Origin of the sequence: Sphingopyxis solisilvae, from assembly GCF_015475875.1 — a bacterium.
Lineage (GTDB): Bacteria > Pseudomonadota > Alphaproteobacteria > Sphingomonadales > Sphingomonadaceae > Sphingopyxis > Sphingopyxis solisilvae.
The window spans coordinates 1-14,531 of sequence record NZ_JADKYM010000038.1 but is presented as its reverse complement, the minus strand read 5'-3'; the positions used below and the strand labels follow the sequence as shown (position 1 = coordinate 14,531).

Here is a 14,531-nt window from a genome sequence, read left to right as displayed (position 1 = left end):
GGCCGCCGGGGCGCCCCGCCCCCCCCGCCGGGGGGAGGGGTCACTTGGTCGTGTAGCCGCCGTTGACCAGGATCGTCTGGCCGGTCATCCACCAGCCTTCCGACACCAGCATGCGGATCCATGGCACGATATCCTCGATATGCGTCAGGCCGGTGGGGGTGAAGGGCGACAGCGCCGCAGCGGTCTTGTGATAGGCGACCGCCTCCTCGCCCTCGGCGGGGTAAAAGAAAGGGGTGTCCATCGGCCCCGGCCCGATCGCGGTCACCGAAATGCCGCGCTGGCCGAACTCCTTCGACGCGGCGCGGGTGAAATGCTCGACCGGCGCCTTGGTCCCCGCATAGGCGGCGTAAAAGGGCGTGTAGGCGCCGAGCAGCGAGGTGACGAGGGTGCAGATCTTGCCATTGTCGTTAAGGTGTCGGCCCGCCTCTTTCAGAAAGAAAAAGGCGGTCTTGCTGTTCACCGCGGTCATGTCGTCATATTCGGCCTCGCTGATGTCGGTGAAGGGTTTTTTGAGCACCTTGCCGACGGTGTTGATCGCGATGTCGGGGCGGCCGACCGCGGCGACGGTGTCGGCGAACAGCTTTTCCATCGCCCCTGCCGAGGTGAGGTCGGCCTGAAAGGCGACCGCCTCGGCGCCCGCGGCGCGGATCGCGGCGAGCGTGTCCTCGGTCTCGGCGGCGGAGGCAGGGCTGTTGTAGTGCACCGCGACGGCCTTTGCGCCGTGCGCGGCGAGGTCGCGGGCGACAAGGCCGCCCAGATTTTTGCCGCCGCCCGCGATGAGTGCGACTTTGCCCTTGATGCTGTGATCCGTCATATGCTGGTCTCCTGTGTGACGGTGGGAGGGACGCCGCGGCGGGGGCCGCGGCGCGATCGACCTGGCATTAGGGCGCTTTCGGCTTGCCCGCTTTCCAATTCCGGCGCAGCTTGCGCGATCCGGCGGATGAGTCGGGCGCGGCGATGCGGAGGGCGATTGAGCGGGCAGACGGTACAGCTGTGGGACGGCATCCGGCCGCTGCGGCCGCGGGCGCTGGTCGCGCGGCACGAACGGCGGATCGGCCCGCTGGGGGTCGTCGCGGCGACCGAACGGCTCGACCGCGCGACCGACTGGACGTTCGAGGAAACGCACCACACGATCGTCGTCCACCTGCGCGGGCGGATCGCGCGCATGACGTGCGAATTTGCGGTCGGGCCGTCGGGACCGGTGCAGCCGGCGCGCGGCGATATCTGGATGATCCCCGCGGCGTGCCGTTACGCCGCGCTGGCCGAGGGCGGCGAGGCCGAGTTCGTCGAGCTGCGCGTGCCGACCGCGCTGGTCGGCGATGCACCGATCGCGGCAAGAGTGCGCCACCGCGACGATTTCCTGTTCGGATCGGCGGCGCGGCTGGCCGAATTGCTGCGCGCCCCGGCGAGCGACCTGGCCGACATGGCGGCGCATGCGATCGCCGACGCGCTGCACCTGCATCTTCGTGCGCGTTATGGCGCGGGCGATCAGGCGGCAGGGGACGGCACGCTGACGGCGTCGCAGCGCGCGCGGCTGGTCGCGGCGATTCGCGACGAGCCCGACGCGCAGCACAGCCTCGACACGCTTGCCGCGCTTGTCGGCATGGACGTGCGGCGCTTTACCGCGGCGTTCCGCCAAGCCTTTGGCGTGACACCGTGGCAATATGTGCTGCGCGCGCGGCTCGACGCGGCGGCACGGATGCTGCGCGCGGGCGCGGCGCCGGTGACCGAGATCGCGCTGGCGACCGGCTTTGCGACGCCCAGCCATTTCGCGACCGCCTTTGCCCGGCGGTTCGGGGCGGCGCCGTCCCGCTGGCGCGCGATATCAACGGAGCGCGGCGCCAAAACGGACTAGCGCACCGCGATCCGCGCCGCGCCAGCGAACAATGGCTAATATGCGTTCACCTTCTTTTCACGCCCCGGCGTTATCGCGGGCGGGAAGGGACCAAATAGAGAGGCTGGACATTGCCCATCGGTCCCGAAATGCGCCGGTTGCGCGCCGAACATGCTGCACTGTCGACGCTGTCGCGCCTGTTGACCGACCTGGTCCGCGCGCCAAAGCCGCCGCGACCGACCGAACTCGCATCGGTGCGCGGCATGCTGCGCGACACGCTGCTCCGCCACCTGAAATGCGAGGACTGGATCCTCTATCCGCGGCTGAAGGCGAGCGGCAATCCCGAGGTGGTCTTGCTGGCCAACGAATTCGTCCGCGAAATGGGTCATATCGCCGACGAGTTCATGCGCTACGACACGGCATGGACCGCCGAGCGGATCGCCGGGGACTGGCCGGGTTTCTGCCGCGACACGACCGCGGTGCTCGACGTGCTGGCGATAAGGATCGAGCGCGAGAATGGCGAGCTGTATCCTGCCGCTGAAAAGCTCGATCATGTCTCGCCGGCGCGGCTGGCGCCCGACCGCGGTGTCGCAGCCCGGCAATCCCGCTGAAAAGGGGGTAATCGCCGCGCTGCGGTCTGCGCGGGCTTTCGCCGCCCAGTCTGGCCATTGACGATGGTGGCGCGGTCCCGCTAGGGCCGCGCCATCATTTTTTGGGAAACAAGTTCATGACCGATACGCCGCCCGACCGCATGTCGACCAATCCGCGCTCGCCCCATTTCGACATGGCGGTGTTGCAACGCGGCATCGGCATCCGTTTCAAGGGGAAGGAACGCACCGACGTCGAGGAATATTCGATCTCCGAAGGCTGGATCCGCGTCGCCGCGGGCAAGTCGAAGGACCGGTTCGGCCAGCCGATGACGATCAAGCTGTCAGGCGAGGTCGAGGCGTGGTTCGAGGATGTGGCGGCTGCCGGTGAGGGTGACGGCGACGCGGTCAAGGATGCGGGCGACGAAGCCTAACTTTCATTCGTCATTGCGAGCGCAGCGAAGCAATCCAGAGTTTGCGTAAGCCGCACTGGATTGTTTCGCTGCGCTCGCAATGACGCCGTTCTTAAGAAACCTGGTCGAGCCTTACTGGCCCAGCGACGCGGCGACGATTTCCAGGCCGTTGCCGGGCTTCCAGTCGTTCTGCGCCCATACCGGCGCCTTGAAGCTGGGCGCCTTGTTCGGGGCGCCGTCGGCGTAGATGAAACCCTGCACCGGATTGGGTCGCAAGCCGAGGTCGCCGATCGGGGCGTACCACACGCGGACCATACTCCAGTCGCCGGCATCGCTGACATCGACGACGCGGACATCTCGCTCGATCTGGCCGCGACGGCCGTTGATCGGCGACCAGTTGGCGTGGTCGATGCGGATTTCGCGGTCGCTGACGATCTTTTTGACCACCGCGACATGGCCCATCGGCATGCCGCGGGTGCCGGCGAACGCCATAACCGCGCCCTCGCGCGGTTCGTTGCCGCGGGCATAGTCGCTCGCGGCTTGCGCCCACCAGGTTTTGGCATTGCCGCGAATGTCGATGCCCGATTCGGCGCGAGCGAAGGGAACGCATTGCAGATAGCTCTGCGCTGCGGCGGGGGTGCTGACGAGCAGGCCGGTGACCGTCATGACGGACGCGATGACGGCAGCCAGAAAGCGACGATAGAGCATGAAAGGCGACCCCCAATGCTTGTGTTCAAGCGTTGCAGTGTCTTTGCCACGATCACTGCGCGCCACCACCCGCCGCGCGACGAATTGCGCGGTGCGTGCGGTGAGCGGGGGAACCTTTTGTTAAGCTGATCGATTCGTCGTGCAAGGGCGTCGGCTGGTCGCCGTTAGGCGGCGGCGCTGGTGCCCGAATCGGCAGGACGGAACAGTGCCAGCACGTCGGGGGCGGGCATCGGGCGACCGTAATAATAGCCTTGGATATTGCTGCATCCCATGCTGCGCAGCGTTTCGACCTCAAGCTCGGTCTCGGCGCCCTCGGCGGTGGTCGACATGCCCAGGCTGTCGGCGAGCGCGACGACGGCGCGAATGATTGCGATCGATTCGATGCTGCCCTTGGCGGCGCCCACGACGAAGCTGCGGTCGACCTTGATCGTCGAGAACTGCGTCTTGCGCAGATAGCCGAGCGACGAATAGCCGGTGCCGAAATCGTCGAGCGACAGGCGGATGCCCAGCCCGATCAGCTGGTCGAGCAATTGCGCCGCACCGCCCCCGTCGCGCAGGAAGACGCTTTCGGTGACTTCGATCTCCAGCCGCTGCGGCGGGAGGCCGCTCTGCGCGAGTGCCGACACGACGACCGAGGCGAAATTGGGATCGGTCAGCTGGTCGGCCGACACGTTGATCGCGACCTTCAGGTTCGACGGCCATTTCATAGCCTCGTGGCACGCGGTGCGCAGCACCCATTCGCCGATCGGCGAAATCAGCCGCGCATCCTCGGCCAGCGGGATGAAACGTCCGGGCGACACATTGCCGAGCTTCTGGTTATTCCAGCGGATCAGCGCCTCGAACCCGTTCAATGTGCCGTCGGCGGCGGTCACCACCGGCTGGTAATAAAGTTCGAACTCGCGGCGTTCGAGCGCGCCGCGCAATTCCTGTTCCATCACCCGCCGTTCCTCGGCCTGCGCGTGGAGCGATGCGACATAGCCGGCGACGACATTGCCGCCGCGATCCTTGGACTTATAGAGCGCAAGGTCGGCGTTGCGGGTCAATGTTTCGACCGTCGCGCCGTCCTGCGGCCCGATCGCGTAACCGATGCTGGCGCCGACGAACAATTGGTGATTGTCGACCACATAGGGGCGGCTGATCGTGTTGATGAGCCGGCGGGCCAATTCTTCGGCCGCTTCGGCCGACGGAACATTATGCAGGATCACCGCGAATTCGTCGCCGCCGAGGCGGCCGCAGGTCATGCCGCGTTCCATCAGTCCTTTCAGCCGCGCCGCGACCTGCGCCAGCAATTTGTCACCGACCGGATGGCCGAGGGTGTCGTTGACTGCCTTGAAGCGATCAAGGTCGATCATCAGCATCGCGCAGCGCGTTTTGGCATCGATGGCATGCGACAGCGCGCGCGCCAGATCCTCGTTCAGGCTGAGCCGGTTGGGCAGGCCGGTCAGATTGTCGAACCGCGCCATGCGCGCAATCTGTTCGGCGGTCGCGCGCTGTTCGGTGACGTCCGAACCGACGCCACGAAAACCCAGGAACTTGCCCGCCTCGTCGAGGCGCGGCGACGCCGACAATTCCCACCAGCGCGGTGCGCCGCCGATCGTGACTGGGACGATCAGGTTGGAAAAGCTCTCGCGCCGCTTCATCCGCTCGGCCATTTCGTGCAGGCTCTTGGGAAACAGCCCGGTTTCCCACGCATCGCCCGACAAGGCCTGCAGCAGCGGCACGCCCTCGAGCGCGTCGGCGCTGGCGCCGAGGGCAAAGGCCAGGCGCGGCGAGACATGGACCAGGCGGCGGTTGTTGTCGGTCTGCCACAACCAGTCGGCCGACGTTTCCTCGAACTCGCGCAGCAGCAGGCTGACCGTTTCGGACTTTTCGTGCAGCGTCTCTTCGGCGCGGCGGTAGCGGATATGACTTTGGGCAAAGCGGACGCAAAAAGCCGATAGCAGGACGCCCGCCATCAGTGCCACCGCCGCCAGTTGCGGCGCGTCGGCGCGTACCAGCGCCGCGGCGGCCGACAGGCTGACCGGCGCGATAAACAGGATGCAAGCCATCGGGATGCTGTGCGCGACGATGGCCAGCGTGACCATCATCAGCACCGCGATCGTCCACATCGACAGGGCGTGGTCGAGCGGCGGCGACAGGCCATGCAGCCAGAATGGCGCCGCCCACACCATCGCCGAATAAAGCGCGTGGCGGTTGCACATCCGGTATTCGGCGATGCCAGATGATTGGGGATCGCCCAGCGGCAGGCTGCGAAACCGGCTGTACGACCACAGGCTGAAAAGCAGCGCCGCGCCCAGCCAGCCAACGACAACCGACAGCGGCGTTCCGACGACCATCGTGAATGCGGCGACGAGCGCCATGCCGATCCCCATCGCCAGCCGCAGCGATCCGCGGCCGCGCAGCGGTGCCAGCTGGAGCTGGTGGAGGTCGCCGACATCCGCATCGCGCGGTCCCAGCCCCAACAGGGTCCGCGCAGGAGTCTCTTCGGCAGCAAACTGGTCGGTCGACGAATTCTTCACCCGCCCCGTTTAGCGGCGGGGTGTTACCCGAAGGTAACTGGCGCTTTCATTTTGTGCCTTTTTTGTCCGCTTGCGGGACAGAGTTTTGCGTGCAAGGTCAGCGGCTTGTGCGGCTCGTCAACTCAGGCGGCCATGGCAAAGGGCTGGATTTCCCCGGCCAGATATTGCGCCCGCGCCTTTGACCGGCTGAGCTTGCCCGAACTGGTGCGCGGCAGGGTGCGCGGCGGGATCAGCTCGATCAGGCAGTTCATGCCGGTGATCGCGCGAACGCGGTCGCGAATCGTCTCGCGCAGCGCAATTCGTTCGGCTTCGTCGCTGGTGCGGCACTGGACGAGCACCGCGGGGGTTTCCTCACCCCCCGGCGCGGTGATCGCAAAGGCCGCGATGTCGCCCGATTTGAAGCCCGGCAATTGTTCGACCGCCCATTCGATGTCCTGCGGCCAGTGGTTCTTGCCGTTGATGATGATCATGTCCTTGGCGCGGCCGACGATATAGATGTAACCGTCTGACAAATATCCCATATCGCCGGTGTCGAGCCAGCCGTCGACCAAGCAGGCGGCGGTCGCTTCGGGGTCGCGGAAATAGCCGGTCATCAGCGACGGGCCGCTGCACCACACTTTGCCGACGGTCTGGTCGGGCAGGACATTGCCCATTTCGTCGCGCACCTCGATCACCATGTCGCGCGCGGCGCGGCCGCAGTTGACGATGGCACGGTACCGCGTCGGGCGGCCTGCGTCATTGGCGGCGCCCGACAATTCGGTTTCCTCGACCAATTCGACGACGATGCCCTCGCCCGGTGGCATGATGCTGACCGCGAGGGTCGCTTCGGCGAGGCCGTAGCTGGGCAGGAAGGCGCTGGCGCTGAATCCCGCGTCGGCAAAGGCATCGACAAAGCTTTGCATCACGTCGGGGCGGATCATGTCGGCGCCATTGCCCGCGACGCGCCAGCGCGACAGGTCAAAGCGGTCGGCGACATGCGTCTGGCTCGACACGCGGCGCGCGCAGATGTCGTAGCCAAAGGTCGGCGAATAGCTGAGCGTCGTGCCGGAGTTGCGGCTGATCAGGTCGAGCCAGGCGAGCGGGCGGCGCGCAAAATCTTCGGTCTTGAGATAGTCGACCGACACCTGGTTGGCGACCGGCGAGAGCAGGCAGCCGACGAGCCCCATATCGTGATACCAGGGCAGCCACGACACGCAGCGGTCGCTGTCCCGCACTTCCATGCCATGGCTGTGCGCGGCGAGGTTGTTGAGCAGCGCGGCGTGGGTCACCGCGACGCCGTGCGGGAAACGCGTTGAGCCGCTGCTGTACTGGAGATAGCAGGTTTCGTCCGTTTTTTGCTCGGGCAGATCGGTCACCGGGGCCGGTCTGGCGGCGAATTCGGTCCAGTCCATCGGCGCGACATTCTGCTGTTCGGCGGCCTCGACCGCCATTGCGGCGATTTCGGGCGGGAAGAACAGCATCGTCGGATCACAGCTCGACAGCTGGACGACCAGCTGGCCGACATAGGAATCGCGCCCGCCGAAGCTGGTCGGCAGCGGCAGCGGCACCGGCCACGCCCCGGCATAGATGGTGCCAAAGAACAGCGCGGCGAATTCGGCGCCGGTTTCGGCGATCAGCGCGATGCGGTCGCCGGGCTTTACCCCCGCGCCGATCAGCCGATGGGCGGTCCGGACGGCGTCGTCGCGCAGCTCGCGGTACGGATAGGGGCGCACCAGCTTGCCGCGCGGATCGTGAAAGTTGAGCCCGCGCGTGCCGCTGGCGGCATAATCGAGCGCTTCGCCCACGGTGGCGAAATCGGAAAAACGGCGCGGCAGCGCGCATTCGGTCGGCGTCGGCGTCAATTCGCCCGCCGCGGCGGCGTTGGTATCGGTCATAAAGGGTGCGACTTCCCGCGAAACGGGCCGCGCGGCAACAAGCATGTCATCTTTGCGTGTCATGGTGCCTTGCGCGATCCCTTGGCAGTTGGAACAATTCGCCCGTTTTCGGGCTATATTGCCCGATATGGCGGCGCTGATCGTTCTCAATCAGGCCCGACTGTGGCATAAACATGGCATGGTCAAGCGCCGCGCTCCATCCGACCGGACCAGGAAACCGTTGGACGCGGCGCGACTCGACGCGCTGGCGCTGGCCTATGTCGCCCGATTCGCGACCAGCCGCGCCAAGCTGCTGCGCTATCTGTCTCGGAAAGTTCGCGAATCCGATTGGGCGGACGAAACCGACGCCTTGGCGGCGTGCGATGCGACCGCCGACCGCATGGAAAAGCTGCGCTATCTCGACGACCGCCAATATGCGGCAATGCGCGCGGGCGCGATGACGCGGCGCGGATTGGGGGTGCGGCGGGTCAAGGCGCAGCTGTATGTCGACGGCATCGCCGAAGGTGACAGCGGCGAGGCGATCGAGACCGCCGAAGCGGCGGCGCTGGCATCGGCGGTCGGCTTTGCGCGGCGGCGGCGGTTCGGGCCGTTCGGGACCGCCGCGCTGGACGATCCGAAGCTGCGCGAGCGGCAGATCGCCGCGTTTCTGCGCGCGGGGCACAACATGGCGGTGGCGCGGCGCCTGCTCGCCATCGCGCCGGGGGACGAAGCGGCGCTGGCGGCGCTGGACGAGGAAGCGGGGGTGGATTAGGGCGGGCGTCCCGACATTTGCCGATCAGGATATGCCGATGCGCGCCATTTTTACCGCCCTTGCCCTCAGTCTTGCCGTGCCGATCGCGGGATGCGCCGGGGACCCGAACGAGGCCGAGCGCGCGGCGACCATTCCGGTGACCGTCACGATGGCGGGCAAGGCGCATGTCTTCAACGTCGAGGTCGCGCGCACCGACGCCGAACAGGACAGGGGGCTGATGTTCCGTACCAGCCTGCCCGCCGACGGTGGCATGTTGTTTCCGTTTGAAAAGCCGCGGATCGGCAGTTTCTGGATGAAGAACACGCTGATCCCGCTCGACATCATCTTCATCCGCGGCGACGGCAGCATCGACCGGATCGCCGAAAACACCATCCCCGAATCGCTCGAACCGGTGGTCAGCGGCGGCGAGGTCAGCGCGGTGCTGGAACTGTCGGGCGGCACTGCGGCGCGGCTGGGCATCGACGAGACGGCGAAGGTGACGTGGAAAGATGGGAAATAGCGGTATGCCGCGCGGTTTGCGGCTTGCAGACGGCGCACCCTTGCCTGTAAACGCCTCGCCATGAGCATCCTTGGCAAGATTTTTACCTGGTGGGACGGCGCGACCGTCGGCACATTGCTGAACAGCTGGAAAAACGGCGAAAAGGTCGGCGAGGACAGCCTCGGCAACCGCTATTTCCGCGCCCGCAAGGGCGACCGCCGCTGGGTGATCTACAACGGATCGAACGACGCCAGCCGGGTGCCGCCCGAATGGCACGGCTGGCTGCACCGCACCTTTGACGAACTGCCCGGTGATGTGCTGCCCGCGCCGCGCGCGTGGGAACAGGCGCCGACGCCGAACCTGACCGGCAGCACCGGTGCCTATCGCCCCGCCGGTGCGCTCGAACGCGGTGGTCAGCGAGCCGCGGCGACCGGCGATTACGAGGCCTGGCGGCCCGGCGAATAATGTCGCGGCGGACGACGACCGCACTGGTTGCGCTGCTGGCAGCTAGCGGACTGGCCGCATGCGACCGGACGCCGTCGCAGGGCAATGGCAGCGCGACCGTCCAGACCATCGCGAAGTCCGACGGCGTGCCGCAGGAAGTCGGCGGCATCGAGGGGGCAACCCCGATGGAACAGCGCGTCGCGGTGCTCGGCCTGCTCAACAAGCGCAACGGGCTGGTCCGCGAACTCGAAATGAAGCCCGGCGAATCGGCGCGCGTCGGGCGGGCGATCGTCCGGCTGCGCGCGTGCGAGCAAACCGCACCGTGGGAAGATCCGCCCGAAACCGGCGCCTTCGTCCAGCTGACGGTGCAGGACCAGCGCGACGACAAATGGCGCCGCGTCTTTTCGGGGTGGATTTTTCGCGAACGCCCCGACCGCAACATCATCCAGCACCCGATCTATGACGTATTCGTCAAAAGCTGCGCGATGACATATCCCGGCGGCGAGCCGGTCGCCCCCGCGGCGACGAAATCGGGTGCGGCGGCGGCGCCGAAGGCGTCGAGCGCCCCCCAGTCGCCGGCAACGAACGGCGGCGAAGGCGGCGATACGCCCGCCGCGCCCGCGCCCGCTGCGGCGCCATCGCCGCCCGCCAACACCGAATAGAGCCGTGCCAGATAGTCGGCTTGGCGGATTTCGATCGCGCCCAAGCTGGCAAGGTGCGGGGTGATGAACTGGCAATCGAGCAATTTCCAGCCGCCCGCGATCAGCCGCGCGACGAGGTGCGCCAGCGCGACCTTCGACGCATCGCGCGCGCGGCTGACCATCGATTCGCCGAAGAAAGCACGGCCGAGCGTCACCCCGTATAGCCCGCCGACGAGCGCGTCGCCGTGCCAGCATTCGACGCTGTGCGCATGGCCGATGCGGAACAGCTGGTCGTAACTGGCGCGGATGACCGGATTGATCCACGTCGTGGGTCGGTCGTCGGCCGGCGCCGCGCATAAGGCGACGATATCCGCAAAGGCGGTGTCGGTGGTGACGCGGAAGCGGTCGGACAGGATCAGCTTTTTCAGGCTGCGCGACAGATGAAAACCATCGAGCGGCAGGATCGCGCGCAGCCGCGGTTCGACCCAATGGACCGACGGGTCGTCCGCCCCGTCGGCCATCGGGAAAATCCCCTGCGCATAGGCGCTGAGCAGCAGCGCAGGGTCGATCGCCTGCGCCGTGGTCAGGACGCGGGCTTCACAAATTTCAGCGTCATGCGGTCCGATTCGCCGATCGCGAGATATTTTTCGCGGTCGGTGTCGCCCTCGCGCAGGTTCGGGGGCAGCGTCCACACGCCCTTTTCATAATCCTTGGTGTCTTTGGGATTGGCGTTGATCTCGCTCTTTTCCGCGAGCTTGAACCCCGCCGCCTCGGCAAAGGCGATGATCGAGCTTTCCTTCATATAGCCCGATTTTTCTTCCTTCGCGGCGTCGTCGCTTTCGTTCAACCGGTGCTCGACGACGCCCAATGTGCCGCCGGGTTTCAGCATCGCGAAAATCTGCTTGAACGCATTCGCGGTGTTGTCGGCGCCGCCAAAGCGCCAGTTGTGGACGTTGCGAAAGGTCAGCACGACGTCGGCGCTGCCGTCGGGGACTTTGGGGTTGGTCCCGGCATGGGGAAATTCGGCGAGCTTGATGCCGCCATAGACGTCGGCGTTCGCGCCCTGCCATTCCTTGATGCGATTGAGCCCGCGCTCCCACGGCGCCGCGGCATAGAGCGTGCCGCCGCCCGCTTTGGCGAGGGGCGCCAGGATTTCGGTGTACCAGCCGCCGCCGGGCCACAGCTCGACGACCGTGTCGCCGGGTTTGACCCCGAAGAAGGCGAGCGTTGCGGCGGGATTGCGATATTTGTCGCGAGCCGTGTTGGCGGGGGTGCGGTTCGGCGCGGCAACGGCGGCGGCGATCGCGTCATGCCCCTTGTGCGCGGCATGACCGGCGTGAGGATCGGCAAAGGCAGCGGCGGGGATGGCGAGGGCAAGCGCGGTACTTGCAACCAGGATCAACGAACGCATATGGGCAACCTCTCTCTTGGGGGGGACTGGCCCCTGTTTGCGAAGGTGCGCGCGTCAATGCAAGTGTCGATGCTGTCGGTAGCGATTGGCGCAGCGGCGCTGTTCGGCGTCGCGGAGGTTGCGAGCTGGCGCCGCAACAACCGGCGCGATGTCGACAAGGTGGGGTTCATGCCATGGCGCGGGATCGCGTTGGCATCGGCGGGGGTAGCGCTGTTGGCGACGGCTTTCTGGTTGGGGGGGCGATGATCTTTCGCGCAAGCTTGAAAAGCGCCCGTTCCGCAATATCTCGGCGGGCCGTCGAGCATCGTCGTTGAAGGTTTGAATTCATGCTGGAAAATTTGCCGGACCTGAGCGGTCGTAGCGCCGTCATCAGCGGAGCCGGCCGCGGCCTTGGCGCCGCGCTGGCGATTCGGTTCGCGGATATGGGGATACGGCCCATTCTGTGCGGCCGCGGCGAGGCGGCGTTGCTCTCGGTGCGGGCAGCGATCAGTGAACGGACAGGGCTGGATGCACCGGTCATCCTGCTCGATCTGTCGGACCCGGCGAGCATCGAGCAAGCGGCCGGGCAGATCGAGTCCCTGGCGATCCCTGTTGACCTGCTCGTCAACAACGGCGCGATGTGGCTGGATGCGAGCGAAACGCCTGCGTCGGCGGCGCAGGTTCTGGCTACCGTGAATGCGGCGATTACGGGCACCTTCCTGTTGACCGACCGGCTGCTCCCGTTGCTTGGCAGGTCAAAGGCGCCCGATGTGGTGACGATCGGGTCGATCAGCGGCCTGCCCAACGCGCCGCTGCACAGCGCGGCGGTTCCCTTCTACGCGGCGAAGCGCGGACAGACGGCGATTGCCGAGGGGCTGCGCCAGCGCCTGCGCGGAAGCGGTATACGGTCGATGATCGTTCATCCGCCCTATCTGGACGATGCGCTGCCGACCGATGAAAGTTGGGATGCCGCTGCCACCCGGACGAAGGGCGAACGTGCGACCACGCGCGATGTCGTCGAGGCGGTGCTGTTCGCGATCACGCGCCCGCGTCACATATCGCTCGATATCATCCTTGATGCCGACGAAGGCGGCTTATTTGGCTGACCCGTTGCCGCACGGGCGGGTTGGGGTCAGAGACACGCTTCCAGATACGGCTGGTCGAACCCGTACTGCCGTGCCTTTTCCAAGGTGTACGGCCGCAGCCCCATCGCGCGATATTCGCCGACGATCTTGCCGTCCTTGTCCTCGTCCAGATATTCGAACTTGAACAGTTCCTGGGTGACGATGACGTCGCCTTCCATGCCGATCACTTCGGTGACGTTGGTGACGCGGCGCGAGCCGTCGCGCAGGCGCTTGATCTGGACGATCAGGTCGACCGAATCGGCGATCTGTTTCGAGATCGCTTCCTTCGGGATCTTGATGTCGCCCATCAGCACCATGTTTTCCATACGGCCCAGGCATTCGCGCGGTGAGTTACTGTGGAGCGTACACATTGATCCGTCGTGGCCGGTGTTCATCGCGGCGAGCAGGTCGAAACATTCGGCGCCGCGAACTTCGCCCATGATGATGCGGTCGGGACGCATACGCAGCGCGTTCTTGACAAGGTCGCCCATATGGATCGCGCCATTGCCCTCGAGGTTCGCGGGGCGCGTTTCGAGCGGCAGCCAGTGCGGCTGTTGCAGGCGAAGTTCGGCGGCGTCCTCGATGGTCAAAACCCGTTCGCCGGGGTCGATCATTTTCGACAGCGCGTTGAGCATGGTGGTTTTACCCGAACCCGTGCCGCCCGAGATGACGATGTTGAAACGGCTGGCGCCCGCGATCTTGAGCGCGGTACACATTTTCTGGCTCATCGCGCCCCATTGGCAGAGCATGTCGAGCGTGATCGGCTTGGCCGAGAACTTACGAATCGAGATCGCGGTGCCGCGCAGCGACAGCGGCGGCACAATCACGTTGACGCGGCTGCCGTCCTTCAGACGGGCGTCGGCGAGCGGGGTGGTCTGGTCGACGCGGCGGCCGACGAGGTTACAGATGCGCTGTGCGATCTGGAACAGATGCTGTTCGTCGCGGAACTGGATCGGCGCGAGGACCAGCTGGCCCTTTTTTTCGATATAGGTCTGGTACGGCCCGTTGACCATGATGTCCGAAATATCGGGGTCGGCGAGCAATTCCTCGAGCGGGCCGAAGCCGAGCAGTTCGTCGACGAGCACTTTTTCGAGCGCAAATTGTTCGCGGCGATTGAGGGTGATGCGGAGCTCGGCGAGCACTTCGAGGATGATCGGGCGGAATTCCTCGGTCAGCTCGTCCTTCGACAGCGTCGCCGCGGCTTCGGGATCGACGCGTTCGAGCAGGCGCGGCAGCACCTGTTCCTTGATCTTGTGGACGCTCGCCTCAAACCCTTGCGCCTTTTCGGGCTCCATCGCCTCGGCGGTCGAGCGCTGGTTCAGCCGTTCCATCGCCTCTTCTTCGGGCGACAGGTTCGACGGCATCTGCGGGATGTCGATCGCGGGCGGGGTGTCGATCGGCGGGAATTGCGCGCCGCCGGGCACGCCCGATCCACCCTGCATCGGCTTCGCCACGCCAAAGGCGGGGCGGCCAGCGGTTCCGGGTCGGCGTCCGAATGCACTCATTCGCTTTGTCCTGCTCTTCCAAATTCCTTTGGGCGTGGTCCGCGGCCGCGGATGCACCCCCATCGGACAGGGTGAATAAAGTGGAAACTTTGACATTGTCCTAATGCGCGCGGGCGAATGCGACGGGCGGGTTTAGTGGTGTGCCAGTGTTTGCTTTGGGCGGGGGCGACGGCTAGTTTCGGTCGAAACGCAGCGTTTTATAAAATTCGCGCAGAGGCGCAGAGATCGCAGAGGAGAGTGTGCTTCCCCTCTGCGATCTCTGC

At 66.0% G+C, this 14,531-nt stretch carries 15 protein-coding genes and 1 pseudogene; 9 read left to right on the top strand and 7 right to left on the bottom strand.

The window, feature by feature from the left end:
* Positions 1-40 precede the first annotated feature (40 nt).
* On the bottom strand, positions 41-814 hold the full coding sequence (locus tag IR187_RS16265; protein WP_194955621.1) for an SDR family oxidoreductase: 774 nt from the start codon (positions 812-814) through the stop codon (positions 41-43).
* A gap of 156 nt (positions 815-970) precedes the next feature.
* On the opposite strand from IR187_RS16265, the gene IR187_RS16260 reads away from it, so the two are divergent.
* The 3 genes from IR187_RS16260 to IR187_RS16250 all read left to right on the top strand — a co-directional run bounded on the left by IR187_RS16260 (position 971) and on the right by IR187_RS16250 (position 2,855).
* Complete coding sequence (locus tag IR187_RS16260; RefSeq protein WP_194955620.1) at positions 971-1,855, top strand: helix-turn-helix domain-containing protein; 885 nt, start codon at positions 971-973, stop codon at positions 1,853-1,855.
* A gap of 128 nt (positions 1,856-1,983) precedes the next feature.
* A complete protein-coding gene (locus tag IR187_RS16255; RefSeq protein WP_194955619.1) occupies positions 1,984-2,445 on the top strand; it encodes a hemerythrin domain-containing protein in 462 nt (153 codons plus the stop codon).
* A gap of 116 nt (positions 2,446-2,561) precedes the next feature.
* The gene (locus tag IR187_RS16250; RefSeq protein WP_194955618.1) at positions 2,562-2,855 is read left to right on the top strand and encodes a DUF3297 family protein; all 294 of its coding nucleotides are present in this window, start codon (positions 2,562-2,564) and stop codon (positions 2,853-2,855) included.
* A gap of 111 nt (positions 2,856-2,966) precedes the next feature.
* Here IR187_RS16250 and IR187_RS16245 read toward each other — a convergent pair whose 3' ends face one another.
* The 3 genes from IR187_RS16245 to IR187_RS16235 all read right to left on the bottom strand — a co-directional run bounded on the left by IR187_RS16245 (position 2,967) and on the right by IR187_RS16235 (position 7,935).
* Complete coding sequence (locus IR187_RS16245) at positions 2,967-3,542, bottom strand: CHAP domain-containing protein (RefSeq protein WP_194955617.1); 576 nt, start codon at positions 3,540-3,542, stop codon at positions 2,967-2,969.
* Between the two features lie 164 nt (positions 3,543-3,706).
* Positions 3,707-6,061 (bottom strand): putative bifunctional diguanylate cyclase/phosphodiesterase, encoded by a 2,355-nt coding sequence (locus tag IR187_RS16240; protein WP_194955616.1) that lies wholly within the window; start codon positions 6,059-6,061, stop codon positions 3,707-3,709.
* 122 nt (positions 6,062-6,183) lie between these two features.
* Entirely contained in the window at positions 6,184-7,935 is a 1,752-nt protein-coding gene (locus tag IR187_RS16235; protein ID WP_194955615.1) for a fatty acyl-AMP ligase, read from the bottom strand.
* 88 nt (positions 7,936-8,023) lie between these two features.
* On the opposite strand from IR187_RS16235, the gene IR187_RS16230 reads away from it, so the two are divergent.
* The 4 genes and pseudogenes from IR187_RS16230 to IR187_RS16215 all read left to right on the top strand — a co-directional run.
* Positions 8,024-8,686 carry a regulatory protein RecX gene (locus IR187_RS16230; RefSeq protein WP_228766005.1) on the top strand — a complete coding sequence of 221 codons (663 nt, stop codon included), beginning with the start codon at positions 8,024-8,026 and terminating at the stop codon, positions 8,684-8,686.
* A 37-nt stretch (positions 8,687-8,723) separates the two neighbouring features.
* Positions 8,724-9,185, top strand: coding sequence for a DUF192 domain-containing protein (locus IR187_RS16225; RefSeq protein WP_194955614.1), 462 nt, complete (start codon positions 8,724-8,726; stop codon positions 9,183-9,185).
* A gap of 60 nt (positions 9,186-9,245) precedes the next feature.
* Positions 9,246-9,629 carry an NADH:ubiquinone oxidoreductase subunit NDUFA12 gene (locus IR187_RS16220; RefSeq protein WP_194955613.1) on the top strand — a complete coding sequence of 128 codons (384 nt, stop codon included), beginning with the start codon at positions 9,246-9,248 and terminating at the stop codon, positions 9,627-9,629.
* Positions 9,629-10,030, top strand: a pseudogene (locus IR187_RS16215) (DUF2155 domain-containing protein); the annotation flags it as partial. The gene IR187_RS16220 and the pseudogene IR187_RS16215, both read left to right, overlap by 1 nt.
* Positions 10,031-10,065: 35 nt before the next feature.
* Here the strand turns inward: IR187_RS16215 and aat are convergent.
* Positions 10,066-10,836 (bottom strand): leucyl/phenylalanyl-tRNA--protein transferase, encoded by a 771-nt coding sequence (gene aat / locus IR187_RS16210; protein ID WP_194955622.1) that lies wholly within the window; start codon positions 10,834-10,836, stop codon positions 10,066-10,068.
* Positions 10,833-11,660 carry a class I SAM-dependent methyltransferase gene (locus IR187_RS16205; RefSeq protein ID WP_194955612.1) on the bottom strand — a complete coding sequence of 276 codons (828 nt, stop codon included), beginning with the start codon at positions 11,658-11,660 and terminating at the stop codon, positions 10,833-10,835. The genes aat and IR187_RS16205 overlap by 4 nt, the downstream gene beginning before the upstream one ends.
* 57 nt (positions 11,661-11,717) lie before the next feature.
* Here IR187_RS16205 and IR187_RS16200 point away from each other — a divergent pair, with 57 nt between their 5' ends.
* Both IR187_RS16200 and IR187_RS16195 read left to right on the top strand, forming a co-directional pair.
* Positions 11,718-11,906 carry a hypothetical protein gene (locus tag IR187_RS16200; protein ID WP_194955611.1) on the top strand — a complete coding sequence of 63 codons (189 nt, stop codon included), beginning with the start codon at positions 11,718-11,720 and terminating at the stop codon, positions 11,904-11,906.
* A gap of 80 nt (positions 11,907-11,986) precedes the next feature.
* A complete protein-coding gene (locus IR187_RS16195; protein WP_194955610.1) occupies positions 11,987-12,745 on the top strand; it encodes an SDR family NAD(P)-dependent oxidoreductase in 759 nt (252 codons plus the stop codon).
* A 26-nt stretch (positions 12,746-12,771) separates the two neighbouring features.
* Here IR187_RS16195 and IR187_RS16190 read toward each other — a convergent pair whose 3' ends face one another.
* Positions 12,772-14,268, bottom strand: a complete 1,497-nt coding sequence (locus IR187_RS16190; protein WP_194955609.1) for a CpaF family protein — start codon at positions 14,266-14,268, stop codon at positions 12,772-12,774.
* Between the last annotated feature and the right edge of the window lie 263 nt (positions 14,269-14,531).

Coding starts and splice junctions, on each gene's coding strand:
- IR187_RS16220 (WP_194955613.1), top strand. CDS start 9,246: ATGAGCATCCTTGGCAAGATTTTTACCTGGTGGGACGGCGCGACCGTC.
- IR187_RS16255 (WP_194955619.1), top strand. CDS start 1,984: ATGCGCCGGTTGCGCGCCGAACATGCTGCACTGTCGACGCTGTCGCGC.
- IR187_RS16195 (WP_194955610.1), top strand. CDS start 11,987: ATGCTGGAAAATTTGCCGGACCTGAGCGGTCGTAGCGCCGTCATCAGC.
- IR187_RS16190 (WP_194955609.1), bottom strand. CDS start 14,268: ATGAGTGCATTCGGACGCCGACCCGGAACCGCTGGCCGCCCCGCCTTT.
- IR187_RS16265 (WP_194955621.1), bottom strand. CDS start 814: ATGACGGATCACAGCATCAAGGGCAAAGTCGCACTCATCGCGGGCGGC.
- IR187_RS16235 (WP_194955615.1), bottom strand. CDS start 7,935: ATGACCGATACCAACGCCGCCGCGGCGGGCGAATTGACGCCGACGCCG.
- IR187_RS16205 (WP_194955612.1), bottom strand. CDS start 11,660: ATGCGTTCGTTGATCCTGGTTGCAAGTACCGCGCTTGCCCTCGCCATC.
- IR187_RS16225 (WP_194955614.1), top strand. CDS start 8,724: ATGCGCGCCATTTTTACCGCCCTTGCCCTCAGTCTTGCCGTGCCGATC.
- IR187_RS16200 (WP_194955611.1), top strand. CDS start 11,718: ATGCAAGTGTCGATGCTGTCGGTAGCGATTGGCGCAGCGGCGCTGTTC.
- IR187_RS16245 (WP_194955617.1), bottom strand. CDS start 3,542: ATGCTCTATCGTCGCTTTCTGGCTGCCGTCATCGCGTCCGTCATGACG.
- IR187_RS16250 (WP_194955618.1), top strand. CDS start 2,562: ATGACCGATACGCCGCCCGACCGCATGTCGACCAATCCGCGCTCGCCC.